The following is a 22,874-nucleotide window of genomic DNA, read 5'->3' as shown; positions in this document are numbered from 1 at the left end:
AAACCGACCCCGTTGAAATCTCAATTGTAAGAGATGTCGAAACGGCAGACCTTATCAGGGGAGACAGACCTGTGGAGCCGGAAATGCTGAGGATCTTGTCGTCGTCGCTGAAGGTCTTTTTCGCGAGCACACCATATGAACCGCGCTGGGAGAGCGAGGCGCAGAGATGGTTGACCGATCCGCTTTCGCATCCCGTGCTGAACACCATGTCGGAGCGCGAGCTTGGCGACGTGCCGTTCAGGCTGACGGCACGGCGAACAGTGCACGAGACGGCTTCATTGGATGCCGGTTTCGGCGGCCGCTGCTGAGCGGATGACACGCCTTCCGATTTAAGCATAGGTCCAGGCAATCACGGCACCCGGCCGCTGTTCTGGCCCAACATCTGGCCCAACAAAAGGCGGATTGTTTCACCGGCTCGCGCACTTATTGTGCACTGCAATGACATCCGTCGCCTCAACAGCGCTGCGTTTCGCTTTCGCCGGCATGGTTGCCATGGCTGTTGCCATGGGTATCGGCCGTTTCGTCTACACGCCGATCCTGCCCGGCATGATGGAGGAATTGCATCTGTCGCCGGCCGATGCCGGGTGGATAGCCTCCGCCAACTATCTGGGCTACCTCGTCGGCGCGTTTGCCGCGGCGGGCGGCTGGGCGCATGGGCGCGAGCGCCTGCTGATGCTGGCGGGGCTTGGCGCCAGTGCGGTCCTTGCCGCGCTGATGGGGCTGACCGACGCGATGGCCGCCTTTCTCGTCATTCGCTTTCTGGCCGGTCTGGCCAGCGCCTTCGTCATGGTGTTCATGGCCAGCATCGTTTTCAGCCACATAAACGCTGCCGGTCGCGGCGACCTGCAGGCGTGGTATTTCGGCGGCGTTGGCCTCGGCATCGCGGTGTCCGCGGCGATGATGGCGGTGCTGGTCACCGAACATGCAGGCTGGTCGGCGGGCTGGCTGTGGTCGGCGGCAATTTCGGCTTGCGGCTTCGTACTCGTGGCATTGTTGGTCAACGAGGGCCCGCTCAGCAACGGCGAAGTCGCCCGTGAGCCTGCACTGCGGATGGATCGGTCGTTGATCAAGGTCGTCATTGCCTATGGCCTGTTCGGCTTTGGCTATGTGGTGACGGCGACATTTCTGGTCGCCATCGTCCGGCAAGGCGGCGGCAGCCGCGTCTTCGAGGCCATGGTGTGGATGGTCGCCGGTCTTGCCGGCTTTCCCTCGACCTGGCTGTGGCAGAAGATCGCTGCCCGGACCGGGCTCTATGCCGCCTATGCGCTGGCATGCTTCATCGAAGTTGTCGGTGTCACCGCCAGCGTCGCCATCGGCGGACGCACCGGGCCACTGCTTGGCGGCGTGCTGCTCGGCGGCACCTTCATTGCCATTACCGCCTTTGGCCTGCAGACGGCCAGACAACTGGCACCGCAGGCGCCGCGGCGGATCTTTGCCCTGATGACGGCTGCGTTCGGCCTTGGCCAGATCATCGGTCCGGTCGTCGCCGGGTTTCTGGCGCAAATGTCCGGCGATTTCTTCCTCGCCTCGATCACCGCCGCGGTCGTGCTGGTCGTCTCCGGCGCCATCACATGGTCGGCTGCGCCAAAATCGCCATGATTATGGGTTTGCTCGGAGCGAGGCATCGGGCACGGGCATTTTCTTTCCAACTAATGTGTGACTTTATGCCCGCCGTAGCCAGCTGATTTGCGCCCAGATCGAGGAATTCGCCACAGTGTTCGTATCCTTTTTCCCGCAGCCGAAGCTCTTTTTCTCTTCGGCCGCCGTCTGGAGCCTTGCGGCAATCCTGTTCTGGTTCTTTGGCGGCGAGCAGTTGGGAGCCGTATTCGGGCTGCCGCCCGCCGCCGCCGGCGCGCCGCCCATCATCGGCATCGCCATCCTCATATCGCCGCCGTTTCTGTGGTTTTATCTCTACTTTGCGTTTTGCGTGCTCGTCTTCTACGCATTCTGGAGCTGGTATTCGCCGCATCCGTGGCAGCGCTGGTCGATCCTGATGACCGCGGTCATCCTGTTTTTCATCTATTTCAACGTGCAGGTCAGTGTAGCCGTCAACGCTTGGTACGGGCCGTTCTTCGACTATGTGCAGGGACTGATGTCGGGGACTGGAAAGTCGACCAACGGCGAATTTTATATCGGATTGGCCGATTTTTCGTGGCTCGCGCTGGTGGGCATGAATGTGCAGGTGGTCAATGCCTTCATCGTCAGCCACTGGATCTTCCGCTGGCGCACGGCGATGAACAACTACTTCGTCGAGAACTGGGGCAGGCTACGCCATATCGAAGGTGCCTCTCAGCGTATCCAGGAAGACACGATGCGGTTCTCGCAGATCATGGAAGATCTCGGCTCCAGCTTTGTCCAGTCGATCATGACCTTGATCGCATTCCTGCCGGTCATGATCCAGTTGCAGGCCCATATAACCGAGTTGCCGATTATCGGCGCGATCCCGCAGCCATTGGTTGTCGCAGCCCTTGCCTGGTGTCTGTTCGGAACGATCTCGGTCATGGTTGCCGGCCTGAGACTTCCAGGACTGCAGTTCCGCAACCAGCGTGTCGAAGCCGCCTACCGCAAGGAACTCGTCTACGGCGAGGATCATGCGGACCGCGCCCAGCCGGCCACCACTGCCGAGCTGTTCGAGAATGTTCGTCACAATTATTTCAGGCTCTATTTCCACTACATCTATTTCAACGTCGTCCGTTACACCTACCTGCAGGCCGACAACATTTTCTCGCTGCTGATCCTGGGGCCGTCGCTGGTGGCGCACAAGATAACGTTCGGCGCGCTGAACCAGATATCGAACGCATTCGGCAAGGTGACCGGCTCGCTGCAGTTTCTGCTCACCTCCTGGTCGACCATCGTCGAACTGCAATCGGTCCACAAACGCTTGCGCGCCTTCGAGGCGACGCTGCAAGGCGAGCCGTTGCCCGATATCGATCAGCGCTATATGGCAAGACAGAGCGCCGAGGATCCGGCCTAAAAACCGAGGTCTTGGAAATCGAAACCGGTTGGCGGCTCAGCCGCCGACCGAAGCCTGCTTCTGGGCAGCGTCCTGGCGCGATACATAGTCGCGAAAACTGATGCATTCGACATCCTGCTTGACGCAGACGTCGCCGGCAAAGCGCTCCAGCGCGTTCCAGTAGGCGCCGTCATTCATCAGCGCGAAGTGGAAGCCGAGTTCCAGGGGAATGCGCTTGCCGGCATACTGCTTGTCGAAGGCCGTGCGGAAGGCATCATAGGTCCGGTTGGCGAACTCGTCCGCCTTGCTTGGCCGCTCGAAGCCGCCGGAATGTCTGACATAGAGATTGTAGTCCATGGCGATCACCGGCCTTGACTTCGGTCCCTCCGGAATCTGCGGCAGCGAAAAATGCACGATGCCGTTGCTGGCCGTCGGTCGGGCAGGGCCCTGCGAGACGCCACTCGCGTCGAATTGATAGCCGGCCGCCGGTAGCGCCTCGTAGAGCGTCTTGCTGGTCGACAGGTACGGCGCGCGAAAACCGACAACCGCATGCCGCACGAAATCGCGCCAGTCCTCAGGCTCGGGCGCGATGCCGTTGATCGCATAGGCGTTCTCGAGAATGTGCTCAAACGAACTGAACTCTTTCAGCCAGTCGGCCTTGCTCCAGTCCTTGCCGTCGAAATGGCCGCAGCCATGGCTGGCGATATCGTGGCCTTCATGCGCGGCAAGGCCGATCTGCTCGAGCCGCTCGGTGACTTCCTGCTTCGAGGCGGCAAAGCCGATGTTGGATTTGCCGGCGCTTTTGCCCGGTGCGGTGTATTCCTTGCGTGTTTCCGGCGACAGCAGGAAGACGCAGGAGAGAAAGTAGGTGAAATGCGCCCCGGTGCGCTGCGCCAGCGCCCGGCTGCGCTTCCACTGCGAAATGTCGCGGGCGCTGTCGAAAGAGATGATGACGACCTGTTTCGGCTTTGCCGGCGCCGGTGGATCGGCCAAGGCCCCGCCGGCAGTGGCGAACGAGGCGAGGGAAAACGCAAGAACACGCAACGGAGGGTACATCGGCAATCTGATCTGCATTCTGGGGGACGTCTTGAAGCCGGCTATCGCCTAAATGTGGCGTGGGTGCGATGGGCCTTTTCGGCTGCCTGCCTCGGGAATAGGCGATTTTCCGGTTGAACCCCTTCCATGCCGACAAAATTTCGCTAAAACGCGGGCTGACAAAGGCCCGACAGGGCAGGAATGGTTTTGATAGATGTCGGACGACAGTTTTATTCGTGAAGTCAACGACGAGATCCGTCGCGAACAGGCGCAGGCGCTGTGGGACCGTTTTGGCCCCGCCCTGATTGTCCTTGCGATCCTCGTGGTGCTCGGCACCGCCGCCTTCGTCGGCTATCGCTATTGGGACGAGACGCGCGCCAACCGTTCAGGCGATGCGTTCTCGCAGGCGCTGAAGCTTGCCAATGACGGCAAGGACGACGAAGCCCTGACCGCGCTCGATCAGTTGGAGAAGGATGGCTACGGCGCCTATCCGTTGCTCGCCCGCATGCGCGGTGCGACCGTCAAGGCGAACAAGGGCGATATCGACGCCGCCGTCAAGGATTTCGACGAAGTCGCCGCAGACACGGCTATTCCCCAGGGCATTCGCGATATGGCGCGGCTGCGGGCAGCACTCCTGCTTGTGGACCACGGCTCCTTCGCCGATGTCTCCAGCCGTGTCGAAGCGCTGACATCCGACACCAACACGCTGCGCCATACTGCGCGCGAGGCGCTCGGCCTTTCCGCCTGGAAGGAAGGCAAGACCCAGGATGCGCTGAAGCTGTTCGACCAGATCGCCGCCGATGACGGCGCCCCGCGCAACACCCGCGAGCGCGCAACGTTGATGTCCGAGCTGATCCGCGGGTCGGGCAGTGCGTCGTGACCTTCAAAGTCGCCATCATCGGCAGACCTAACGTCGGCAAATCGACTCTTTTCAATCGGCTGGTGGGAAGGAAGCTGGCGCTTGTCGACGACACGCCGGGCGTCACCCGCGACCGTCGTGTCCATGCCGCCAAGCTCTACGACCTGCATTTCGATGTCATCGACACCGCCGGCTTCGAGGACGCGGGCGCCTCGACCTTGCCCGGCCGCATGCGCGCGCAGACTGAAATCGCCATCCGCGAGGCCGACCTGATCTTCTTCACCATCGACGCCAAGTCCGGGCTGTTGCCTGACGACAGGACCTTCGCCGAGATCGTGCGCAAGTCCGGCAAGCCGGTGGTGCTGGTCGCCAACAAGGCCGAGGCGAAGGGCGCCCAGGGCGGCATGCTGGAGGCCTGGGAACTCGGCCTTGGCGAACCGATCCCGGTTTCGGCCGAACATGGCCAGGGCATGCCCGACCTGCGCGATGCCGTGATCGGCGCGCTCGGCGAAGCGCGCGCTTTTGGCGAAGAAGAAGATGGCGAAGACGAAGAAGTCGCGGCTGGCGAGGTTCTGATCGGCGAGGATATCGCCGATCCGGATGCCGAGCACACCTATGACGACACCAAGCCGATGCGCATTGCCGTCGTCGGCCGTCCCAATGCCGGTAAGTCGACGCTGATCAACGCGCTGATCGGCGAAGAACGGCTGCTCACCGGTCCGGAGGCCGGCATCACCCGTGATTCGATCTCGGTCGACTGGGATTGGCATGGCCGCCGCCTGAAACTGTTCGATACGGCCGGCATGCGCCGCAAGGCCAGGATCCACGAAAAGCTGGAAGTGATGTCGGTGCAGGACGGCCTGCGGGCCATCCGCTTCGCCGAGATCGTCATCATCGTGCTCGACGCCACTATTCCCTTCGAGAAGCAGGATCTGCAGATCGCCGACCTGATCATTCGCGAAGGTCGTGCGCCAGTGATCGCCTTCAACAAATGGGACCTGATCGACCATCCCCAGGAGCTTCTGGCCGAACTGCGCGAGAAGACGGAACGGCTTCTTCCCCAGGCGCGCGGCCTCCAGGCCGTACCCGTGTCGGCCGAGACCGGCCGCGGTCTCGACAAGCTGATGGATGCCGTCATCAGGACCCACAAGGTGTGGAACAGCCGCGTCTCGACCGGCAAGCTCAACCGCTGGCTGGAAGGCATCCTGGCACACCACCCGCCGCCTGCCGTGGCCGGGCGCCGGCTGAAGGTCAAATACGTCACCCAGGCCAAGACACGGCCGCCGGGTTTCGTCGTTCAGTGCTCGCGGCCCGATGCGATGCCGCAATCCTATGTCCGCTATCTCTCCAACAGCTTGCGCGAAGCCTTTGACATGCCCGGCGTGCCGATCCGCATTGCGTTGCGCACTTCGGACAATCCCTTCGCCGGCAGGTCGAACAAGCGCAAATGAGCGTCGGCGCTCGAAAGGCGCTTCCTGATCACTCCACGTTGCGCAAGCTGCTGTCGCCGGCCCGCGTATTTTCAGGCAGCGCTTGCCGCGCGGCGTCCAGCAGGATGTCGGCGAGGCGGGCCGCCACCGGCTCGGCCTCGGCGTCCTTGCGATGCAGGAACAACGCCATCTTGGGCAGCGCCGGCAATCCGGCGATCTCAGGCGTCATCGCGCTGACGCTGGCCGGCAGGCCGATGTCGGTCCGGATCGTCAGCCCTAGCCCCGCCGCAACCGCTGCCCAGATGCCGCCAAGGCTCGGGCTGGAAAAGGCCATCCGCCACGACAGCCCCGCCCTGTCGAGCGTTTCGGTTGCCACCGTGCGCAAGAGGCATGGCGCTTCGAGCGCCACCAGCGGCAATGGCTCGCCGCCACGCAGGCTGGTCTCGATGCGCTTTGCCGGGCCGATCCAGCGCATCTGCACATCGGCGACATGCTCGCTGTAGGGCAGCGTCTCGCCACCGTGCCAGGCGAGCGCGATGTCGAGGCTGCCTGATAGGATCCGTTCGGCAAGGTCGTGGCTGCGCGCGATCCTGGCTTCGATCTTGACCTTGGGGTGCGCCCGGGCGAAGCGGCCGAGCACGTCAGGCAGCACCGCCTCGCCGAAGTCCTCCTGCAGGCCGAGCCTTACCCAGCCCTCAAGCTCGACATCGTGGATGGCTGATGCCGCCTCGTCATTCAGCTCGATCAGCCGGCGCGCATAGCCGAGCATGGTCTCGCCGGCCTCCGTCAGGGCGAGGCCGCGTCCCGACTTGCGGAAGATCGGCGTCGCCGCCTGTTCTTCCAGTTTCTTCAATTGCGCGCTGACCGCCGATGTCGACCGCCCAAGCCGGTCAGCCGCCTTGGCAAAGCTGCCCAGCTCCATGCCGGTGACGAAACTGCGGAGGACGTCGAGGTCGAATGTCACGCGTCTCATAGTCTTAGTCCTGTTTTTCAGGATGGTAAGTTTAAAAATTCCTGATTTTAAGGACGAAACTATGTCGCTAGAGACAGACCGTCAAGGCCAGACCACTGGCCCGGCACGGGAATGAAATCATGTCCGCCATCGTCAATTGCACTGACCAACAGCCGCCGGAACTTCATGACGATACCGGCTCCGCGAGGGCATTCAAGCCCGGTCACCGCTGGAAGGTCCTGGGCATCGGCGTTGCCGCCAATGCCAGCTTCTCCGCCACTTTCTCCGGCATACCGGCAACGGCGGTCGGGCTTCGTCAGGGCTATCATTTGGGCAATGCAGATCTCGGCCTGGCTCTCGGCCTTCTCGGGCTGGGGGTCGCGCTCAGCGAACTGCCCTGGGGCTTGCTCACCGACCGCTGGGGGGATCGCCGCGTGCTTTTGATCGGGCTCGGCGCGACGGCTGCGTGGCTCCTGGTCATGGCAATGCTGGTCGTGCCGACAAGGACCGGGATTCCCGACGTCACGCTGCTCTCCGCGAGCCTGCTCGTCACCGGACTGCTCGGCGGCAGCGTCAACGGTTCGAGCGGCCGGGCCATCATGGGCTGGTTTCGAGAAAACGAGCGCGGCTTTGCCATGAGCATCAGGCAGACGGCGGTGCCGCTCGGCGGCGGCCTTGGCGCGTTCATCCTGCCCTCGCTTGCCTTGGCTTTCGGCTTTACCGCGGTGTTCGTGGTTCTGGCGGGTGCATCCGCTCTTTCTGCCGTGTTCGCGTGGCGCTGGCTGTACGAGCCGCCGGCGGCGGGCGAGGGTCACCTCGCTTCGGCGGTCGCCGGACCGGCGCCGCTGCGCAATCGCGACGTCTGGCGTACCACCACCGCCATCGGCCTGCTCTGCTTTCCGCAAGTGGCGGTGCTCACCTTCGCGTCCGTGTTCCTGCATGACTTTGTTGGCCTGGGAACGGCAGCAATCAGCGCGAGCCTCGCCGCCGTGCAGATCGGCGCCATGGTCATGCGTGTCTGGAGCGGCCGCTTCACCGACCGCCACGGCAACCGCCGCCAGTTTCTTCGGTTGTGCAGTGTGCTCAGCGCGCTTGCCTTCCTGGTGCTTTGGCTGCTGGTTCTGGCCAGTCCCGCCATGTCGGGCGGACAGTTCTTGCTGATGGCTGTCCTTCCTGTTGTGCTGATTGTCGCGGGCATTTCGGTCTCCGCCTGGCACGGCGTCGCCTATACCGAGCTTGCCACGCTTGCCGGTGCCGGTCATGTCGGAACCGCGCTCAGCCTTGCCAACAGCTTCGTTTTCGTCGGCTTCTTCCTGGTCCCGGTGGCCATTCCGGGGCTCTTGCACGTCTGGTCGTGGTCCGGCGTCTGGCTGGCGGCCGCCATCTGCCCGCTGATCGCCTGGCCGATCTTCCTGCGCCCGGCCTGAGTTCACATGCAGGCCGCAAAACCGCCTGACTTCGCAACCACGACCTCGAGCCGACCGGGAAAACCCGATTGAACCCGTTAACGTCCCATCAAGGTTAATGCATCATTTTGCTCTCCAGTGGAGTCTGTAGCGTTCCTGGAGAGAGTTCCGTGCATCGACGTGTGTTGAAGCGGCTGATTGCCGCCGCCGGTGAGAGAAAACGTGGCTTTCTGACACCGTTCGTCATTGGTCTCGGCATCTGGATCGGCTTTCCGACCGTCGCCGCCTACCAGGACATGACGAGCCTCGTCTCCGGCCTTGAAGCATCGAGCACCCGCTGGAATTCCTATGTCGAGAAATCCGTCGCGGGCTCGACCCATGCGGCCGAGATGCCCTTTGTCGATTCCGACATCAATGGCTCCATCTCCGGATCTGGCGTCCACCTGGCCGGCGTCGGCAATGTGTCGTTTCGCGGCAAGGGTGGCAAGGTCAGCGGCACGCCCGATGAAGATCGCGTTGTGCGCGCCGAGAAGAAAGGGCGCATCGTCCAGGTATCTCCCGTGGCGCCGCCGAAGAACTTCAATGCCGGCTCGATCTTCGAGCGCACCTCCTCCTTGCTGCGGCCCAGCATGGACAGCGGCCTGAAGATGGCCTTTGCCAAGCCGCAGATCAAAGGCAAGGAAATCCAGATCGCCGCGGCGTTCCATGCACGCGAGGACAAGAAGCCGGATCCCGGCGTGCCGGCCATGCTGGCTTCGCTGGTCAACAATGATCATCCGGACGTGCTGGCGACCGCCTATGCGCAGTCCGAGCCCGACTATGCCAAGGCATCGCCCTTCGAAGCCCTGCTTCAGGACGAGCAGCCCAATGACGGCCGCTTCATTCCGCCGATGGCCAAGGGCGATCATTCGTGGATCCAGAACCCGTTGCCGGCCAGTGTCTTCTCCAAGAAGGAGCAGGCATGCCTTGCCAACGGCATCTATTTCGAGGCGAGGAGCGAATCAGTGCGCGGCCAGGCCGCCGTCGCCCAGGTCATCCTCAATCGCGTCCGCAACCCGACCTATCCGAATTCGATCTGCGGGGTCGTCTACCAGAACGACAGCTGGTTCAACCGTTGCCAGTTCTCCTTCGCCTGCGACGGCAGGAAGAAGCGCATCGACAGCCCGGTCGCCTACAAGACCGCCCAGGATATCGCCATGGCTGTCACCGCCGGCAAGATATTCATCCCGGAGGTCGGATCGTCGACCCACTACTACGCCCAATATGTCCATCCCGGCTGGGCGCGCACGATGCAGAAGATGACCAAGATCGGTCTGCACATCTTCTATCGTACCTATGGCGGCGGCTGGAGCTGAGCGACCAACAGCCGCTGATCTCTGGCAAGGCGCATAGTCGATCAAAGAGCCATTGCCCGGGGGATTCGCGCCATGCATTCCCATCATTGCGTCGGGCACGATGTCGCACCTTTCTAAATAATTGATTTTGTTGCCTAAAATACATGGCAATGAACTTCCGCCCGTGGCTTGACGGGCGCAAACCCTCTAACTATGTTGCCGGCGACTTTAGAAGCGGACGGACGGTGACGGTCTGACCGGGCAGGGGGGGTTGCGATGGCCGACAAGAATGGGCCAGACGGAACCGGAGAGACCGGCCGCGGCAAGCAGCATGAGCCCGACATCCGCGACGACGATCTCGAGCGCCGCCGGCGTGACCTTGAAGCTTCGCTTGCGACAAGGCGGCCGGACCGGCTCGAGGGGAAAGATGACGCGAAAGCGGGTGGTGCGGCCGGGTATGGCCAGGCGGTCAAGCTCTCCAGCGAATTTATCGCTGGCGTGGTGGTGGGTGCCGGCATCGGCTGGATCATCGACCGTCTGGCGGGAACATCGCCATGGGGTCTGATCGTGTTTTTGCTGCTTGGCTTTGGCGCCGGAGTGCTCAATGTGATGCGTTCCGCCGGCGTTGTGGCAGAATTCGGACAGGGCGATAAATCGCGCCGTGACCAAGACGACAAGAAATGACCGCGCTTCATGTGCGGTAATGCTAACGAGGCCGTACGCGGCATTGACGGGGTTTGAACGTGGCAGCTGACAAGGTCGATCCGATCCACCAGTTCCATATCAACAAGCTGATTCCGATCGACATCGGCGGCTACGACCTGTCTTTCACCAATTCGGCGCTGTTCATGGTCACAACGGTGGTCGTCGCGGCTGCGTTTCTGTTTCTGACGACCTCGAGCCGCAGCCTCGTTCCTGGCCGCCTTCAGTCCGTCTCCGAGATGGCCTATGAGTTCGTCGGCAACATGTTGCGCGACGCCGCCGGCACGCAAGGCATGAAGTTCTTCCCTCTTGTGTTTTCGCTGTTCATGTTCGTGCTGGTCGCCAACCTGCTCGGCCTGTTTCCGTATTTCTTCACCGTCACCAGCCACATCATCGTCACCTTCGGCCTTGCCGTGCTGGTGATCGCAACTGTGGTCGTCTACGGCTTCATGAAGCATGGTTTCGGTTTCCTTAAGCTGTTCGTACCGCATGGCGTGCCGGTGTTCCTGCTGCCGCTGGTGGTGCTGATCGAGGTGATCTCCTTCGTGTCGCGCCCGGTCAGCCTCTCGGTTCGTCTGTTCGCCAACATGCTCGCCGGCCACATCACGCTGAAGGTGTTCTCCGGATTCGTCGTCAGCCTGAGCGCGCTAGGCGCGCTCGGCGTCGCCGGCTCGATCCTGCCGCTGGCAATGGCCGTGGCGCTGACGGCACTGGAACTGCTGGTCGCCTTCCTGCAGGCCTACGTCTTTGCCGTGTTGACCTGCATGTACCTCAACGACGCCCTGCACCCCGGGCACTGACCAAGAGTTTCCGGCCCGAGAGTTTCCAACATTGGCGTCGGATGGAATCGCAACGGAATTTTAGATCCAAAGGAGTTGAACAAATGGACGCAGAAGCAGCAAAGTACATCGGCGCCGGTATCGCTTGCCTGGGCATGGGCGGCGCGGGCATTGGCCTCGGCAACATCTTCGGCAGCTACCTGGCGGGCGCACTGCGCAATCCGTCGGCTGCCGATGGCCAGTTCGGCCGTCTGATCTTCGGCTTCGCCGTGACCGAAGCTCTGGGCATCTTCTCGCTTCTCATCGCGCTTCTGGCCCTGTTCGGCTGAGCACTCGGGAAGATTGGACAGGCCGGCCGCGCAAGCGGCGGGCCTGAATTTCAGGGATAGTCCATGTTCGTGACATCTGCCTTCGCGCAAGAGTCCGCGCCATCAGCCGATACCAGCCATGCCGCAACGGAAGGCGACACGCATTCCGGCACCAGCGTGCCTGCTGAAGCGCATGGCGCGTTTCCGCCATTCGATCCGGCGACGTTCCCGTCGCAGCTTCTGTGGCTGGCGATCACTTTCGGGCTGTTCTACCTCTTCCTCAAGCGGGTTGTGATGCCGCGCGTCGGGGGCATCATCGATGTCCGCAACGATCGCATCACGCAAGACCTCGACCAGGCAGCCAAGTTGAAGGGCGAGGCCGACGCCGCTGTTGCTGCCTACGAGCAGGAACTGGCGGAAGCCAAGACCAAGGCCAACGCGATCGGCCAGCAGGCCAACGATGCGGCCAAGGCCGAGGCCGAGACCGCACGTAAGAAGGTCGAGGCCGCGCTAGACGCGAAGCTTGGCGAGGCCGAAGCCCGCATTTCTTCCATCAAGGCCAATGCCATGAAGGAAGTCGGCAGCATTGCCGAGGACACCGCTTCGGCAATCGTAGAGGCCCTGGTCGGCGGCAAGGCCAGCAAGGCCGAGATCGCGGCCGCGGTCAAATCCGTGGCCCGGTGAGGAGCGCATCATGGACGCCACATCTCTTGCAACGCTTTGGGCCACGGTCGCCCTGGTCATTTTCCTGGGCGTTGCTGTCTACATCAAGGTGCCTGGCCTGATCGCCAAGGCGCTCGACGCCCGCGCAGCCAGGATCAGCAATGAGCTGGACGAAGCGCGCCGGCTGCGCGAGGAGGCCCAGCAACTGCTTGGCCAGTATCAGCGCAAGCGCAAGGAAGCCGAGCAGGAGGCCGCCGATATCGTTGCCGCCGCCAAGCGCGAAGCCGACATGCTTGCAGCGGACGCCCACAAGAAGACCGAGGATTATGTCGTCCGGCGCACCGCGCTTGCCGAACAGAAGATCGGACAGGCCGAACGCGACGCCATCAGCGAAGTCCGCGCCAGCGCCGTCGATATCGCCGTCGAGGCAGCACGCACGCTGCTTGCCGGCAAGATCGACGCCAAGGCCGGTGCCGATCTGTTCAAGGCTTCGCTCGCGGACGTGAAGTCGAAGCTGAATTAGGCGTTCCAACCGACCTGATGATCGAAAGCCGCCCGGGCAACCTGGCGGCTTTTTTGTTGTGGAAAACCAGATTGGCAAAGCGGCCGAGATCGTAATCTCCCCCCTTGAGGGGGGAGATGGCCGGCAGGCCAGAGAGGGTCGCCGCGCGTGAAGCGCTGGCCTCTTCCTTGCTGAAAAATGGCGTGGTGCCCAGTCGAGCCGCCCCCCTCTTGTCGCCTTCGGCGACATCTCCCCTCGAGGGGGGAGACTGCTGTCGCAGCCGCTTAACTCAATCCAGGCCGGCCAAGCTCTCTTCTTCCGCCACTTCCACCCCGCCAAGCCGAAACGGCGCAAACGACACGCGGTGCAGCCGCGCCACCGGGCCATGCGCTTCGATCGCCGTGCGATGGCGGACCGTGGCGTAGCCCATGTGGACTTCGAACCCGTAGCGGTCGTGATGGTTGCCGCAGCCGCACATCATGCGGTCACGCATAACCTTGGCGACGATCGAGGCGGCGGCGATCGACTGCGAACGCTGGTCGCCCTTGATCAGCGCGCGCCCGGCGCAAGGCAGGCCCGGTGGCACGTCGCGCCCGTCGGCAAGGGCGAGCTTTGGTTGAACCGACAGGCCGACCAGCGCGCGGCGCATGGCTTCGAGGCTGGCCTTGAGAATGTTGCTGCCGTCGATGCCCTCGGCGCTGATCGACGCCATTGAAACCGCTAGCGCGGAGCCGAGGATTCGCAGGAACAGGGCCTCACGCTGCAAATGGCTGAGGCGCTTGGAATCGTCGAGCCCGTCCGGAATGTTGGCGGGGTCGAGCACCACGGCCGCGGCGACCACTGGCCCGGCCAGGGGGCCACGGCCGGCCTCGTCCATCCCGGCGACCGGCCACAGGCCGTCCGCCATCGCCTTCGTCTCGAAGGAGAAGTCGGGTTTCTCGATGATCTCAAAGAGAAGCGGAGAATCGGAACGCGCGCGAGCCATGTTGCGGCGAGGTTCGCATCGGCTCCGATTCTCCGCAAGTCCCTCCGGGTCGGGTGGGGCGTCGGACCGGGAGGGCACCGTCTGCAGGCCGGGGCAGGCCGGACGGAATTCCTATGCTGCGGCAGATCAAACCGCCGCAATGAAGTGCATTCTCAAAGCAGCGTCAGCTGCAACTGATCCTTGGCGGCGACAACGAACTGGTCGGTCCGCAGCGTGCGCCGTTCGGCATTGAGGCCGAGTCGCTTTGCGGTGATCTCGAAGCGCCGGCCAATCTGCCAGGCATAGGGACCGGCGCCCTTCATGCGCTTGCCCCATTCCGAATCGTAGTCCTTGCCGTCGCGCATCGAGCGGATCAGCGACATCACATGGCGGTAGCGATCAGGATAATGACGCAGCAGCCAGTCCTTGAAGATCGGGCTGACTTCCAGCGGCAGGCGCAGCACGACATAGCCCGCCTCACGAGCGCCGGCCGCGCGTGCCGAATCGAGGATGCGTTCCATCTCCTGGTCGGTCAGGCCCGGGATGATCGGCGCGACCATGACCGAAGCCGGAATGCCGGCATCCGAAAGCTGGCGGATCGCCTCCAGCCGCTTGGTCGGCGTCGACGCGCGTGGCTCCATCGTTCTGGCCAGCATGCGATCGAGCGTCGTCACCGACAGCGCCACCTTGGCGAGCCCCCGTTCGGCCATCCGCGACAGGATATCGATGTCGCGCGTCACCAACGCGGATTTTGTCACGATGCCGACCGGATGGCCGCGCGCTTCCAGAACTTCGAGGATCTCGCGCATGATCCGATATTGCTTCTCGATCGGCTGGTAGGGATCGGTGTTGGTTCCGATGGCGATGGTGCGCGGCTGGTAGCCATCCTTCGAAAGCTCCTTGTCGAGCAAGCGCGCCGCATCCGGCTTGGCGAACAGCTTGGATTCGAAATCGAGGCCCGGCGACAGGCCCATGAACGAGTGCGTCGGCCGGGCAAAGCAATAGACGCAGCCGTGCTCGCAGCCGCGATAGGGGTTGATCGAACGGTCGAAGGAGATGTCGGGCGATTCGTTGCGGGTGATGATGGTTCGCGGCTTCTCGACCTGCACTTCGGTCTTGAAGGGCGGCAGTTCCTCCAGCGAATTCCAGCCATCGTCGAACACATGCCGGCTGACTGGCTCGAACCGGCCGGACGGATTGATGCCCGCCGACCTGCCGCGGTTGCGGTCCGGACGGACACGCACGCCACTCTGCTCGATCATCGCATTGGCCATCTCGGCTCTTCCTGCTCCGAAAGCTGCAATGTCGGCGCGCACGATCTGTTCCATCTTCGCCCGCTCCCAGGGACTGTCCATGTTATGTCGAATCGCTCTGTTCATGAAATTATTCCTATTTTGTCGATGAGAACAAAGCAAGAACTTTTTATGGTGCGCTGCAGTAACTGGCGCTGTGCCGCGCTTTCCGCTATTCGGCTAATGATGCTCAGTGTACTCATCGAAACCCGCAATGACGAGGAAGGCCTGACCCGCACGCTTGCCTCGCTGATTGGCGGCGCGGTCGAGGGCGTCGTGCGTGAAGTCATCGTCTGCGACACGGGCTCCACCGACCAGACGCATCACGTGGCCGAGCATGCCGGATGTCAGTACGTGACTGGCGGCGTTGCTGCCGGCATCCGCCAGTGCAAGGGGGACTGGCTGCTGCTGCTGGAGCCGGGCGCGCGGCTGGTGGAGGGCTGGATCGACGTGGTGGTCGACCATACGGCCAGGCAAACCATGCCGGCACGGTTTTCGCGGGCGCGCGGCAGCCGCACGCCGTTCCTGGCGCGCGTCTTTTCGGGAAACCGTGCCTTGGCCGACGGATTGCTGATCAGCAAGCGTCAGGCCGCGGCCTCGGCCAAGAGTGCCGGCAGCGCCGAGGCCATCGCCCGCGGCCTAGCGACAAAGCGGCTCGACGCCGAGATCTGGGTAGCGCCGGTAAAGCAGAAGCATCGCTCACGACAATGATTTTTTGCAGGTGCTCTCTCCGTTGTGCATTGCACAAAATCTGACGCCGGGTTAGTTTCCAACCGAAGCGGTGAATTGGGTTTGGGTCATGCCGAGTGGTGAACACCGATGCGGCATCGGTGGCGCTCTCATAGTCGAGGACCCAATGAATCTTACAACCCCCGACAATTCCGGCACGGCCAGCCTCGAGGCCATTGCGCGCAACGGCGGCCTGTTGCGGCGCATCGCCGTGCGCATTCCGACCTATCTCAAGGATCTTCGCGAAAACCCCGCCTGGCTGCCGATGTTCGTGCTGGCGCGTACAATGCCTGGACGCCGCATGCATTGGCTGGGTGCAAAACGCGCCCGTCCAGTCGACAATACGGTGGATACGATGTTTGCCGGCGTCGAGCGTGAAGCCGTGGTCGAAGCGCTGCGCTCCGACGGGCTGTTTTCAGGCCTGGTCCTGCCGTCTGATATACACGAGGAGATCGCTGACTTCGCCGGACGCACGCCTTGCTTCGGCAATTTCGACCGCCGCCTCGAATTCATGCCGGGTGAACATTCCGAGGCCGAGAAGCGCTTCGGCCGCTCGCTGCTCAGTGGGCATTTTTTCGAGCGCATCCTCGACTGCCCGGCGGCGCTGGCCATCCAGCGCGATCCGCTGCTTCTGGATGTTGCCGCGCACTATCTCGGCGGCCAGGCAAAACTGATCACGACGCGCGTCTGGTGGAGTTTTCCGACCGGTGCTGCCTCTGATGCCGACAAGAACCTTGCCTCGCTCGGCAAGTATCATTTCGACCTCGACGACTGGCGCATGCTGAAATTCTTTTTCTATCTCAAGCCGGTCGATGCCGACACCGGTCCGCATGTCTATGTCAGGGGCAGCCACAAGCGACGCAGCCTCAAGCATCAACTCACCCTCCTGGTCGGCCATCCCGCACAAGAGGTTCTGGAGGTGTATGGCGAGCAGAGCCCGGTGACGCTGACTGGCGAGGCCGGTCTCGGCTTCGTCGAGGACCCGTTCGGCTTCCACATGGGCACCGTGCCGGCGCGCACGCCGCGGCTGATGATGGAAGTCGGCTTCGGCGTATCGCCGCCATCGCGCCGGCGATTCCATGGCGAGCCGGTCATCCGCTGAGCCTGTTTATCCAGCCTTGGTGCCACGCCGCAGATGCTCGTCCAGGCGCGGCATGATCTCGACGAAGTTGCACGGCATGTGCCGGTAGTCGAGTTGCGCCTTCAGGATGCCGTCCCACGCGTCCTTGCAGGCGCCTGGCGAACCCGGCAGCACGAAGACGAAGGTGGCGTTGACGACGCCGCCGGTTGCCCGGCTCTGGATCGTTGAGGTGCCGATCTTGTCGTAGGAGATGCGGTGGAAAACTTCCGAAAAGCCGTCCATGCGCTTTTCGAAGATCGGCTCCAGCGCGTCCGGTGTCACGTCACGACCGGTGAAGCCGGTACCGCCGGTGGTGATCACGACATCGATATCCTTGTCCAGCGACCACGCCAGAACCTTGTCGCGGATTTTCTCCCGGTCGTCGGTGACGATATCGCGGGCTGCCAGGATGTGGCCGGCCTCGGTGATGCGATCGGCCAATGTCTGGCCGGATTTGTCGTCGGCGAGGCCGCGCGTGTCTGAAACGGTCAGCACTGCGATGCGCACGGGAATGAAGGAACGGCTCTCGTCAATTCTGGCCATCAGCGCCCTCCGATGCGATGCTGCGTGTCGCCGCGACGAACCAGTCGGGCTGGCGGCCGCGGATTTCGGCGGCCGCGCGCTTGGCGACATTGCCGGTCTCGAACAGGCCGAAGCAGGTTGCGCCCGACCCGGACATCCGCGAAAAACCGGATCCAGCCTTGTTCAGCCAGGAAAGCGCCCTGCCAATCGCGGGCTGCATGGCAAGCGCTGCAGGCTCGAGATCGTTGCGGGTGATCTCCAGCCAGTTGCGCAGGCTGTGAAAGTCGATGCTGCGTGGCAGCGGCGGCAAGGCTTCGTTGTCACGACGCGAAAGCGCTGCGAAGACCTCGGCCGTCGAGAGCGGCGTGCCCGGATTGACCAGCACCAGCCCAAGCGCCGAAAAATCCGGCACCATCGACAGCTCGTCCCCAATGCCGCGTGCGACCAGCGGCCTGGCCGCCAGGCACATCGGTACATCGGCGCCAAGCGAGAGGCCGATCCGTGCCAGCTCGATGCCGTCGATGTCCAGGGCCCATATCTCCACCAGCCCGCGCAGCACGGTCGCCGCATCGCTCGACCCGCCGCCGACGCCGGAGGCGACAGGCAGGTTCTTTTCGAGCCGGATGGCGACCGGCGGTGTTCTCTCGTGCCCGACCGCCTGTCGCAAGGCATCGCGCGCCTTGAGCACCAGATTGCTCGCATCGAGAGGAACGGCCGGGGCGTAGCGGCCGGACACGGCAAACCCGTCGCTGTCGGCGAGCCCGATTTCGACCCTGTCGCCAAACCGCGTGAACACCGCCAGGCTTTCGATCAGATGATAGCCGTCAGGGCGCCTGCCGGTGACATGCAGCGCAAGATTTATCTTGGCGTGCGCGTGCCAGCTACGCGACCCGATGTCGGTGTCCACAATGGTATGCGAAATGATGCTCAGTCCTTGGCCAGCCGGTATTCGCCGGTCTTCGGATCCTTGACCAGCGTTCCGATCGCCCCATTGGCCGCCTGTTTTTCGGTGCGCCGCACCTTGGCGGTCACGCGCTCGGCTTCGCGGATGAAGGTGCGGTAGCCGAAATAGGCGGCGACGCCAACGACGGTGAAGAAAATGATCTGCGGCATGCCAAAACTCCTCCCACGCTGGGCCGGCGAAGGCGGCCGGTCGGGTCGGTTGATGCATGTCACCCAAAAGTGGATCCGGTTTTGGGAAAACGACATGCACGAGACTTCAAGGCTCTCATGCTAGACGGTTTTGTCGGCTTTTCAAAGCCCGAAGCGTGCCCACAACGCGCGCTCTTCCGCCGCATCGATCACGCCGCTGGCGGCGGCTGCTGCGATATCGGGCACTGAGAAGCCCTTGCTCGAACCGAACAGGCCGAAGCGCCCGAGGAAACCGCGCGGCGCCGTGATCAGCCTGAGCTGGGTTTTCGCCCCGAAACGGGTCTTGAGCACCGTGCGCATGTCGCCAAGCGCATCGACCAGGCCAAGTTCGAGGCCCTTGATGCCAGTCCAGAACAGGCCGGTGAACAGGTCTGCATCGTCTTTCAGTTTCGTGCCGCGCCGCTCCTTGACGAGATCGATGAACGTGCCGTGCACCTCCAGCTGCAGCGCCTTCAGGCGTTCGACGTCTTCCTTCTTCTCGGGCTTGAACGGGTCGAGCACCGCCTTGTTCTGGCCGGCGGTGTGGACACGGCGCTCGACACCGATCTTCTTCATCAGTTCCGGAAAGCCGAACGAGGCCGAGACCACGCCGATCGAACCGACGATGGAGGACGGATCGGCAAAAATCTCGTCACCGGCGACCGCGATCATGTAGCCGCCCGATGCCGCGACGTCCTCGACGAAGACCAGCACCTTTTTGTTCTTTTCCGTGGCCAGGTCACGGATACGCGTGAAGATCAGCCGCGACTGCACCGGCGAGCCGCCGGGCGAATTGATCGAGATGGCGACCGCCGGCGCGTCGTAGGAGAACGCCTTCTCGATGAGGCCGGCCGTCGAAGCCAGCGACAGGCTCGGCCGGAACTGGCCGCCGCCGGCCATGATGGTGCCGTGCAGCCGGATGACCGGAATGGTGACGACGGTGGAGCGCCAGGATTTCGGCAGCAGGCGGTTGATAAGTCGTTTCACGAGGGCGCGGTCTCCAGTCGATGGGTTGCAGGCATGTAGGCATTTCCCGGCCAACGGCAATGTGGCCCGGCTGAATAGCTCAATCTCCGAACAGCGAGGCGAGGCCGTTGGTGATCATTTCGCTGCGCTCATCGGGACCATGACCTGATTGCGCGTGCAGCATCAGGGGCGGACGGATGGCAAGCTTTCCCCGCGCCCCGAGCGTTGCCCGCACAACGATACGGATTGCCGCCGCGTCGGGGCGAGGGTGGACGGCAAGCATCTGGGCATCGCCGAAGCGCCCCGCGATCGCATCGAGAATGGCGCCGAGCTGCTCGGGACGGGCAATCACGGCAAGCCCGCCGCGCGGCCTGACCACCCCTGCCGCGCTGCGGATCCAGCTTTCGAACAGCCCGTCCTCCATGACATGGGCTTCTTTTCTGAGGCGATCGGGGGTGGCGCGGTCCCGTGCTGCGTTGAAAGGCGGGTTCATGATAACGAAGTCGAAATCATTGTCGGCGAGGCCGGCGGCCGCTCGAGCCCGCCCAGATACGGTGACATCGGCGACGAGCACAGAGGCACGATCGCTGAGATGGGCATTGCCGGGATGGGCAAGGGTGGCCGCCGCGAAGGCCGACATTTCGGGCGCGCGTTCGATCAGAACCGCCTCGGCGGCCGGGCAGCGTGACAGCACCGCCAGTCCGGCGGCCCCGGCGCCGGCACCGAAATCCGCGAGACGCCCGGCAAAGGAGGACGGCACGGATGCTGCCAGCATCATCGCATCCATGCCGGCGCGATGGCCGCCTTGCTTGGGCTGCACCAGCCAGAATCGGCCGCGATGGAAAGCATCGACCGTATGGGCTGGCGTGTCCGAGACGAGGGTGGCCGGCGCGGCGGACATTATTTTCCGCGGATTTCGTTGGCGATGCCGGCATCCGTTAGGATGCGCCGTGCCGCGTCGGCCTGGTCGGCGTCGACCATGACGCGCCGCGGCAGGATGCCAAGCGAGCCGTCGAGCACGCTCATGTTCTGGTCGGCGACGAAACACCCGATGCCGGCATCGCGCATCAGCGATTCGACAAAGGAGATGATGACGGCGTCGTTGGTGCGAATGAGCTCTATCATCGGGCGAAACTCTCAGTTTGCAGCGCTGATGTAAACGGGCAGGCGGATTTCCGTGGCAAAACGGAACTGCCTTTCGGCGTCGGTTGACATTCCGTCATCGCCGCCGCGCCAATTCGCCACTTGCCGTGGCCATGTCCGCCGCCCTAGAGTCCGTAGAGGGACTAAGGGTGCCGTCGCACGCGTTATACCAAGACGGGAGTGATTGTCGTGGGTGTCGTTCTCAACATCGAAAACGGGAAGCGGGAGCCCGCCTCCATCAAGGATCTGATCGATCTGACGGCGGCCGACATGGGGCGCGTCAATGAATTGATCCTGTCCAAGGCCGGCTCCGACGTCGAGATGATCCCCGAGGTCGCCAATCATCTGATCTCGTCCGGCGGCAAACGGCTGCGGCCGATGCTGACGCTCGCCGCCGCTCAGATGTTCGGCTATGCCGCCGAAGGCCACGTCAAGCTCGCCACTGCGGTCGAATTCATGCATACGGCGACGCTTCTGCACGACGATGTCGTCGACGAGAGCGGCATGCGCCGCGGCAAGAAGACCGCCCGCATGATCTGGGGCAACCAGGCAAGCGTGCTGGTCGGCGATTTCCTGCTCGGCCAGGCCTTCCGCATGATGGTCGATGTCGGCTCGCTCGAAGCGCTCGACATCCTGTCGAGCGCGGCCTCAATCATCGCCGAGGGCGAGGTCATGCAACTTGCCGCCGCCAAGAATCTCGAAACCACCGAGGATGAGCATTTCGCCGTCATCAAGGCCAAGACCGCGGCGCTGTTTTCGGCGGCGGCCGAAGTCGGCCCCGTCATCGCCCAGGCGACGCGCAACGATCGTGCCGCGCTGCGCTCCTATGGCATGAATCTCGGCCTTGCCTTCCAACTGATCGACGATGCGCTGGACTATGGCGGCACAAGCAAGGACCTGGGCAAGAATGTCGGCGACGATTTCCGTGAGGGCAAGGTGACCTTGCCGGTCATCCTCGCCTATCGGCGCGGCACCAAGGCCGAGCGCACCTTCTGGAAGCGCGCCATCGAGGACAATGTCACCGATGACGCCGGCCTGGAAAAGGCAATCGGCCTGATGACCCGCCACGGCGCCATTGCCGATACGATCGGGCGCGCCCGCCATTTCGGCGAGATCGCCCGCGACGCGCTGGCGCCGCTTGAAGCGACGCCGCAGAAATCGGCGCTGATCGACGTCATCGATTTCTGCATCAGCCGGGTGAACTGAAGCTGGCTTCGCGACGCTCCCTCTGGCCTGTGCTGGGGAGTAAGTTTGCGAATTCGGTCCCGCCGGCTCGACAAGCTACCCTGCCGCAAATTATCTATAAAACATGGCAAAGGGCACAGACGACACCATAGCCGTCCGCATCAGCAAGGTGCTGGCGGACCGCATCATCTCAGGCGCGATCGAGCCGGGGGCCAGGCTTCGGCAGGATCATATCGCCGAGGAATTCCACACCAGCCATGTCCCGGTGCGCGAAGCCTTCCGCCGTCTTGAGGCGCAAGGGCTGGCCATCGGTGAGCCACGCCGTGGCGTGCGCGTGGCATCTTTCGATCTGGGCGAGGTCAAGGAGGTCGCCGAAATGCGGGCGGCACTCGAAGTGCTGGCGCTGCGCCACGCCGCGCCACATCTGACATCCGCCATTCTCGATCTCGCCGAGGAGGCGACCAAGGCCGGCGACAAGTCCCGCGATGTCAGGTCGTGGGAGGAAGCCAATCGCGCCTTCCACCGCTTGATCCTGGCGCCATGCGGCATGCCGCGCCTCCTCGCCACCATCGACGACCTGCACGCGGCGAGTGCCCGTTTCCTGTTCGCGGCATGGCGCTCCGAGTGGGAGACACGCACCGATCAGGATCACCGCGCGATACTCGCCGCCTTGCGGCAGGGAAACACCGAATCGGCGGCCGTGACGCTGGGGCGGCATGTCCAATGGATCGGCCGCAAGCCGGTCAGGACAGCTTCCGGGACCACGCGCGAAGCCTTTGCCATCGTCGGCTAGGACGACCCCTTGCTCAGCCAGGGCTTGCTATCTCGGCAGATTTGTGGATTCGATAATAGATCGAAATCAGAAATTATCTATAATTTGCAATCGATCGAAGGAATCG

26 protein-coding genes are annotated in these 22,874 nt (G+C 63.2%); 16 read left to right on the top strand and 10 right to left on the bottom strand.

The features are described 5' to 3' along the window. Positions 1 to 83: 83 nt before the first annotated feature. The 3 genes from ASD12_RS01720 to sbmA all read left to right on the top strand — a co-directional run bounded on the left by ASD12_RS01720 (position 84) and on the right by sbmA (position 2,974). Positions 84 to 308 carry a hypothetical protein gene (locus ASD12_RS01720; RefSeq protein ID WP_056581919.1) on the top strand — a complete coding sequence of 75 codons (225 nt, stop codon included), beginning with the start codon at positions 84 to 86 and terminating at the stop codon, positions 306 to 308. A 130-nt stretch (positions 309 to 438) separates the two neighbouring features. Beyond that, positions 439 to 1,599 (top strand): YbfB/YjiJ family MFS transporter, encoded by a 1,161-nt coding sequence (locus ASD12_RS01715; RefSeq protein WP_056581207.1) that lies wholly within the window; start codon positions 439 to 441, stop codon positions 1,597 to 1,599. A 115-nt stretch (positions 1,600 to 1,714) separates the two neighbouring features. After that, positions 1,715 to 2,974: a peptide antibiotic transporter SbmA gene (gene sbmA, locus ASD12_RS01710; RefSeq protein WP_056581204.1), complete on the top strand. Its 1,260-nt coding sequence runs from the start codon at positions 1,715 to 1,717 to the stop codon at positions 2,972 to 2,974. A gap of 36 nt (positions 2,975 to 3,010) precedes the next feature. Here sbmA and ASD12_RS01705 read toward each other — a convergent pair whose 3' ends face one another. After that, positions 3,011 to 4,009 carry a polysaccharide deacetylase family protein gene (locus ASD12_RS01705; RefSeq protein WP_056581918.1) on the bottom strand — a complete coding sequence of 333 codons (999 nt, stop codon included), beginning with the start codon at positions 4,007 to 4,009 and terminating at the stop codon, positions 3,011 to 3,013. A 193-nt stretch (positions 4,010 to 4,202) separates the two neighbouring features. On the opposite strand from ASD12_RS01705, the gene ASD12_RS01700 reads away from it, so the two are divergent. Both ASD12_RS01700 and der read left to right on the top strand, forming a co-directional pair. Further along, entirely contained in the window at positions 4,203 to 4,868 is a 666-nt protein-coding gene (locus ASD12_RS01700; RefSeq protein ID WP_056581202.1) for a tetratricopeptide repeat protein, read from the top strand. Then, a complete protein-coding gene (gene der / locus ASD12_RS01695) occupies positions 4,865 to 6,298 on the top strand; it encodes a ribosome biogenesis GTPase Der (protein WP_056581199.1) in 1,434 nt (477 codons plus the stop codon). The genes ASD12_RS01700 and der overlap by 4 nt, the downstream gene beginning before the upstream one ends. Positions 6,299 to 6,326: 28 nt before the next feature. On the opposite strand, the gene ASD12_RS01690 is transcribed toward der, so the two are convergent. Further along, positions 6,327 to 7,250: a LysR substrate-binding domain-containing protein gene (locus tag ASD12_RS01690; RefSeq protein WP_056581196.1), complete on the bottom strand. Its 924-nt coding sequence runs from the start codon at positions 7,248 to 7,250 to the stop codon at positions 6,327 to 6,329. 119 nt (positions 7,251 to 7,369) lie between these two features. Between ASD12_RS01690 and ASD12_RS01685 the strand changes: the two genes are divergently transcribed. From ASD12_RS01685 to ASD12_RS01655, 7 genes are all read left to right on the top strand, one after another. Next, positions 7,370 to 8,656, top strand: coding sequence for an MFS transporter (locus tag ASD12_RS01685; protein WP_056581193.1), 1,287 nt, complete (start codon positions 7,370 to 7,372; stop codon positions 8,654 to 8,656). A 149-nt stretch (positions 8,657 to 8,805) separates the two neighbouring features. Next, positions 8,806 to 9,990, top strand: a complete 1,185-nt coding sequence (locus ASD12_RS01680) for a cell wall hydrolase (RefSeq protein ID WP_056581191.1) — start codon at positions 8,806 to 8,808, stop codon at positions 9,988 to 9,990. A 255-nt stretch (positions 9,991 to 10,245) separates the two neighbouring features. After that, a complete protein-coding gene (locus ASD12_RS01675) occupies positions 10,246 to 10,653 on the top strand; it encodes an AtpZ/AtpI family protein (protein WP_056581189.1) in 408 nt (135 codons plus the stop codon). Between the two features lie 59 nt (positions 10,654 to 10,712). Beyond that, the gene (locus tag ASD12_RS01670; protein WP_056581917.1) at positions 10,713 to 11,471 is read left to right on the top strand and encodes a F0F1 ATP synthase subunit A; all 759 of its coding nucleotides are present in this window, start codon (positions 10,713 to 10,715) and stop codon (positions 11,469 to 11,471) included. Between the two features lie 83 nt (positions 11,472 to 11,554). Continuing rightward, on the top strand, positions 11,555 to 11,779 hold the full coding sequence (locus ASD12_RS01665) for a F0F1 ATP synthase subunit C (RefSeq protein ID WP_006206606.1): 225 nt from the start codon (positions 11,555 to 11,557) through the stop codon (positions 11,777 to 11,779). Between the two features lie 63 nt (positions 11,780 to 11,842). Further along, positions 11,843 to 12,442 carry a F0F1 ATP synthase subunit B gene (locus tag ASD12_RS01660; RefSeq protein ID WP_056581188.1) on the top strand — a complete coding sequence of 200 codons (600 nt, stop codon included), beginning with the start codon at positions 11,843 to 11,845 and terminating at the stop codon, positions 12,440 to 12,442. 10 nt (positions 12,443 to 12,452) lie between these two features. Then, positions 12,453 to 12,944, top strand: a complete 492-nt coding sequence (locus tag ASD12_RS01655) for a F0F1 ATP synthase subunit B (protein ID WP_056581186.1) — start codon at positions 12,453 to 12,455, stop codon at positions 12,942 to 12,944. Between the two features lie 268 nt (positions 12,945 to 13,212). On the opposite strand, the gene ASD12_RS01650 is transcribed toward ASD12_RS01655, so the two are convergent. Together ASD12_RS01650 and ASD12_RS01645 are read right to left on the bottom strand one after the other, a co-directional pair. Next, a complete protein-coding gene (locus tag ASD12_RS01650) occupies positions 13,213 to 13,908 on the bottom strand; it encodes a ribonuclease HII (RefSeq protein ID WP_056581182.1) in 696 nt (231 codons plus the stop codon). Positions 13,909 to 14,060: 152 nt separating this feature from the next. After that, positions 14,061 to 15,215 (bottom strand): PA0069 family radical SAM protein, encoded by a 1,155-nt coding sequence (locus ASD12_RS01645; protein WP_056581181.1) that lies wholly within the window; start codon positions 15,213 to 15,215, stop codon positions 14,061 to 14,063. Positions 15,216 to 15,365: 150 nt separating this feature from the next. On the opposite strand from ASD12_RS01645, the gene ASD12_RS01640 reads away from it, so the two are divergent. Continuing rightward, positions 15,366 to 15,890 (top strand): glycosyltransferase, encoded by a 525-nt coding sequence (locus tag ASD12_RS01640; RefSeq protein WP_056581916.1) that lies wholly within the window; start codon positions 15,366 to 15,368, stop codon positions 15,888 to 15,890. A 145-nt stretch (positions 15,891 to 16,035) separates the two neighbouring features. Beyond that, the gene (locus ASD12_RS01635; protein WP_056581179.1) at positions 16,036 to 17,010 is read left to right on the top strand and encodes a hypothetical protein; all 975 of its coding nucleotides are present in this window, start codon (positions 16,036 to 16,038) and stop codon (positions 17,008 to 17,010) included. Between the two features lie 6 nt (positions 17,011 to 17,016). Here the strand turns inward: ASD12_RS01635 and moaB are convergent, their stop codons facing one another. From moaB to ASD12_RS01605, 6 genes are all read right to left on the bottom strand, one after another. Further along, entirely contained in the window at positions 17,017 to 17,571 is a 555-nt protein-coding gene (gene moaB / locus ASD12_RS01630; protein ID WP_056581175.1) for a molybdenum cofactor biosynthesis protein B, read from the bottom strand. Continuing rightward, entirely contained in the window at positions 17,558 to 18,457 is a 900-nt protein-coding gene (locus ASD12_RS01625; RefSeq protein WP_056581170.1) for a 4-(cytidine 5'-diphospho)-2-C-methyl-D-erythritol kinase, read from the bottom strand. The genes moaB and ASD12_RS01625 overlap by 14 nt, the downstream gene beginning before the upstream one ends. Positions 18,458 to 18,477: 20 nt before the next feature. Further along, positions 18,478 to 18,663, bottom strand: a complete 186-nt coding sequence (locus ASD12_RS01620) for a hypothetical protein (protein WP_056581167.1) — start codon at positions 18,661 to 18,663, stop codon at positions 18,478 to 18,480. A gap of 141 nt (positions 18,664 to 18,804) precedes the next feature. Then, positions 18,805 to 19,668 carry a S49 family peptidase gene (locus ASD12_RS01615; protein ID WP_056581164.1) on the bottom strand — a complete coding sequence of 288 codons (864 nt, stop codon included), beginning with the start codon at positions 19,666 to 19,668 and terminating at the stop codon, positions 18,805 to 18,807. A 79-nt stretch (positions 19,669 to 19,747) separates the two neighbouring features. Then, entirely contained in the window at positions 19,748 to 20,548 is an 801-nt protein-coding gene (locus tag ASD12_RS01610; protein WP_056581161.1) for a methyltransferase, read from the bottom strand. Next, positions 20,548 to 20,772 carry a DUF2007 domain-containing protein gene (locus tag ASD12_RS01605; protein ID WP_015318845.1) on the bottom strand — a complete coding sequence of 75 codons (225 nt, stop codon included), beginning with the start codon at positions 20,770 to 20,772 and terminating at the stop codon, positions 20,548 to 20,550. The genes ASD12_RS01610 and ASD12_RS01605 overlap by 1 nt, the downstream gene beginning before the upstream one ends. A gap of 207 nt (positions 20,773 to 20,979) precedes the next feature. Between ASD12_RS01605 and ASD12_RS01600 the strand changes: the two genes are divergently transcribed. Together ASD12_RS01600 and ASD12_RS01595 are read left to right on the top strand one after the other, a co-directional pair. After that, positions 20,980 to 21,996 carry a polyprenyl synthetase family protein gene (locus ASD12_RS01600; protein WP_056581915.1) on the top strand — a complete coding sequence of 339 codons (1,017 nt, stop codon included), beginning with the start codon at positions 20,980 to 20,982 and terminating at the stop codon, positions 21,994 to 21,996. A 103-nt stretch (positions 21,997 to 22,099) separates the two neighbouring features. Then, a complete protein-coding gene (locus tag ASD12_RS01595; protein WP_056581156.1) occupies positions 22,100 to 22,768 on the top strand; it encodes a GntR family transcriptional regulator in 669 nt (222 codons plus the stop codon). The last annotated feature ends 106 nt before the right edge of the window (positions 22,769 to 22,874 follow it).

It is taken from the genome of Mesorhizobium sp. Root102, from assembly GCF_001425625.1.
Lineage (GTDB): Bacteria > Pseudomonadota > Alphaproteobacteria > Rhizobiales > Rhizobiaceae > Mesorhizobium.
Note: the sequence above shows the minus strand (reverse complement) of the source record. Positions and strands in the feature narration are given on the sequence as shown.

Bases quoted from the DNA above. Each gene is read 5' to 3' on its own strand.
- ASD12_RS01595 (WP_056581156.1), top strand. From the start codon at position 22,100: ATGGCAAAGGGCACAGACGACACCATAGCCGTCCGCATCAGCAAGGTG.
- ASD12_RS01645 (WP_056581181.1), bottom strand. From the start codon at position 15,215: ATGGAACAGATCGTGCGCGCCGACATTGCAGCTTTCGGAGCAGGAAGA.
- ASD12_RS01705 (WP_056581918.1), bottom strand. From the start codon at position 4,009: ATGTACCCTCCGTTGCGTGTTCTTGCGTTTTCCCTCGCCTCGTTCGCC.
- ASD12_RS01665 (WP_006206606.1), top strand. From the start codon at position 11,555: ATGGACGCAGAAGCAGCAAAGTACATCGGCGCCGGTATCGCTTGCCTG.
- ASD12_RS01610 (WP_056581161.1), bottom strand. From the start codon at position 20,548: ATGTCCGCCGCGCCGGCCACCCTCGTCTCGGACACGCCAGCCCATACG.
- moaB (WP_056581175.1), bottom strand. From the start codon at position 17,571: ATGGCCAGAATTGACGAGAGCCGTTCCTTCATTCCCGTGCGCATCGCA.
- ASD12_RS01650 (WP_056581182.1), bottom strand. From the start codon at position 13,908: ATGGCTCGCGCGCGTTCCGATTCTCCGCTTCTCTTTGAGATCATCGAG.
- ASD12_RS01700 (WP_056581202.1), top strand. From the start codon at position 4,203: ATGTCGGACGACAGTTTTATTCGTGAAGTCAACGACGAGATCCGTCGC.
- ASD12_RS01690 (WP_056581196.1), bottom strand. From the start codon at position 7,250: ATGAGACGCGTGACATTCGACCTCGACGTCCTCCGCAGTTTCGTCACC.
- ASD12_RS01635 (WP_056581179.1), top strand. From the start codon at position 16,036: ATGAATCTTACAACCCCCGACAATTCCGGCACGGCCAGCCTCGAGGCC.
- ASD12_RS01685 (WP_056581193.1), top strand. From the start codon at position 7,370: ATGTCCGCCATCGTCAATTGCACTGACCAACAGCCGCCGGAACTTCAT.
- ASD12_RS01620 (WP_056581167.1), bottom strand. From the start codon at position 18,663: ATGCCGCAGATCATTTTCTTCACCGTCGTTGGCGTCGCCGCCTATTTC.
- ASD12_RS01660 (WP_056581188.1), top strand. From the start codon at position 11,843: ATGTTCGTGACATCTGCCTTCGCGCAAGAGTCCGCGCCATCAGCCGAT.
- ASD12_RS01655 (WP_056581186.1), top strand. From the start codon at position 12,453: ATGGACGCCACATCTCTTGCAACGCTTTGGGCCACGGTCGCCCTGGTC.
- ASD12_RS01715 (WP_056581207.1), top strand. From the start codon at position 439: ATGACATCCGTCGCCTCAACAGCGCTGCGTTTCGCTTTCGCCGGCATG.
- ASD12_RS01605 (WP_015318845.1), bottom strand. From the start codon at position 20,772: ATGATAGAGCTCATTCGCACCAACGACGCCGTCATCATCTCCTTTGTC.
- ASD12_RS01675 (WP_056581189.1), top strand. From the start codon at position 10,246: ATGGCCGACAAGAATGGGCCAGACGGAACCGGAGAGACCGGCCGCGGC.
- ASD12_RS01720 (WP_056581919.1), top strand. From the start codon at position 84: ATGCTGAGGATCTTGTCGTCGTCGCTGAAGGTCTTTTTCGCGAGCACA.
- ASD12_RS01640 (WP_056581916.1), top strand. From the start codon at position 15,366: ATGCTCAGTGTACTCATCGAAACCCGCAATGACGAGGAAGGCCTGACC.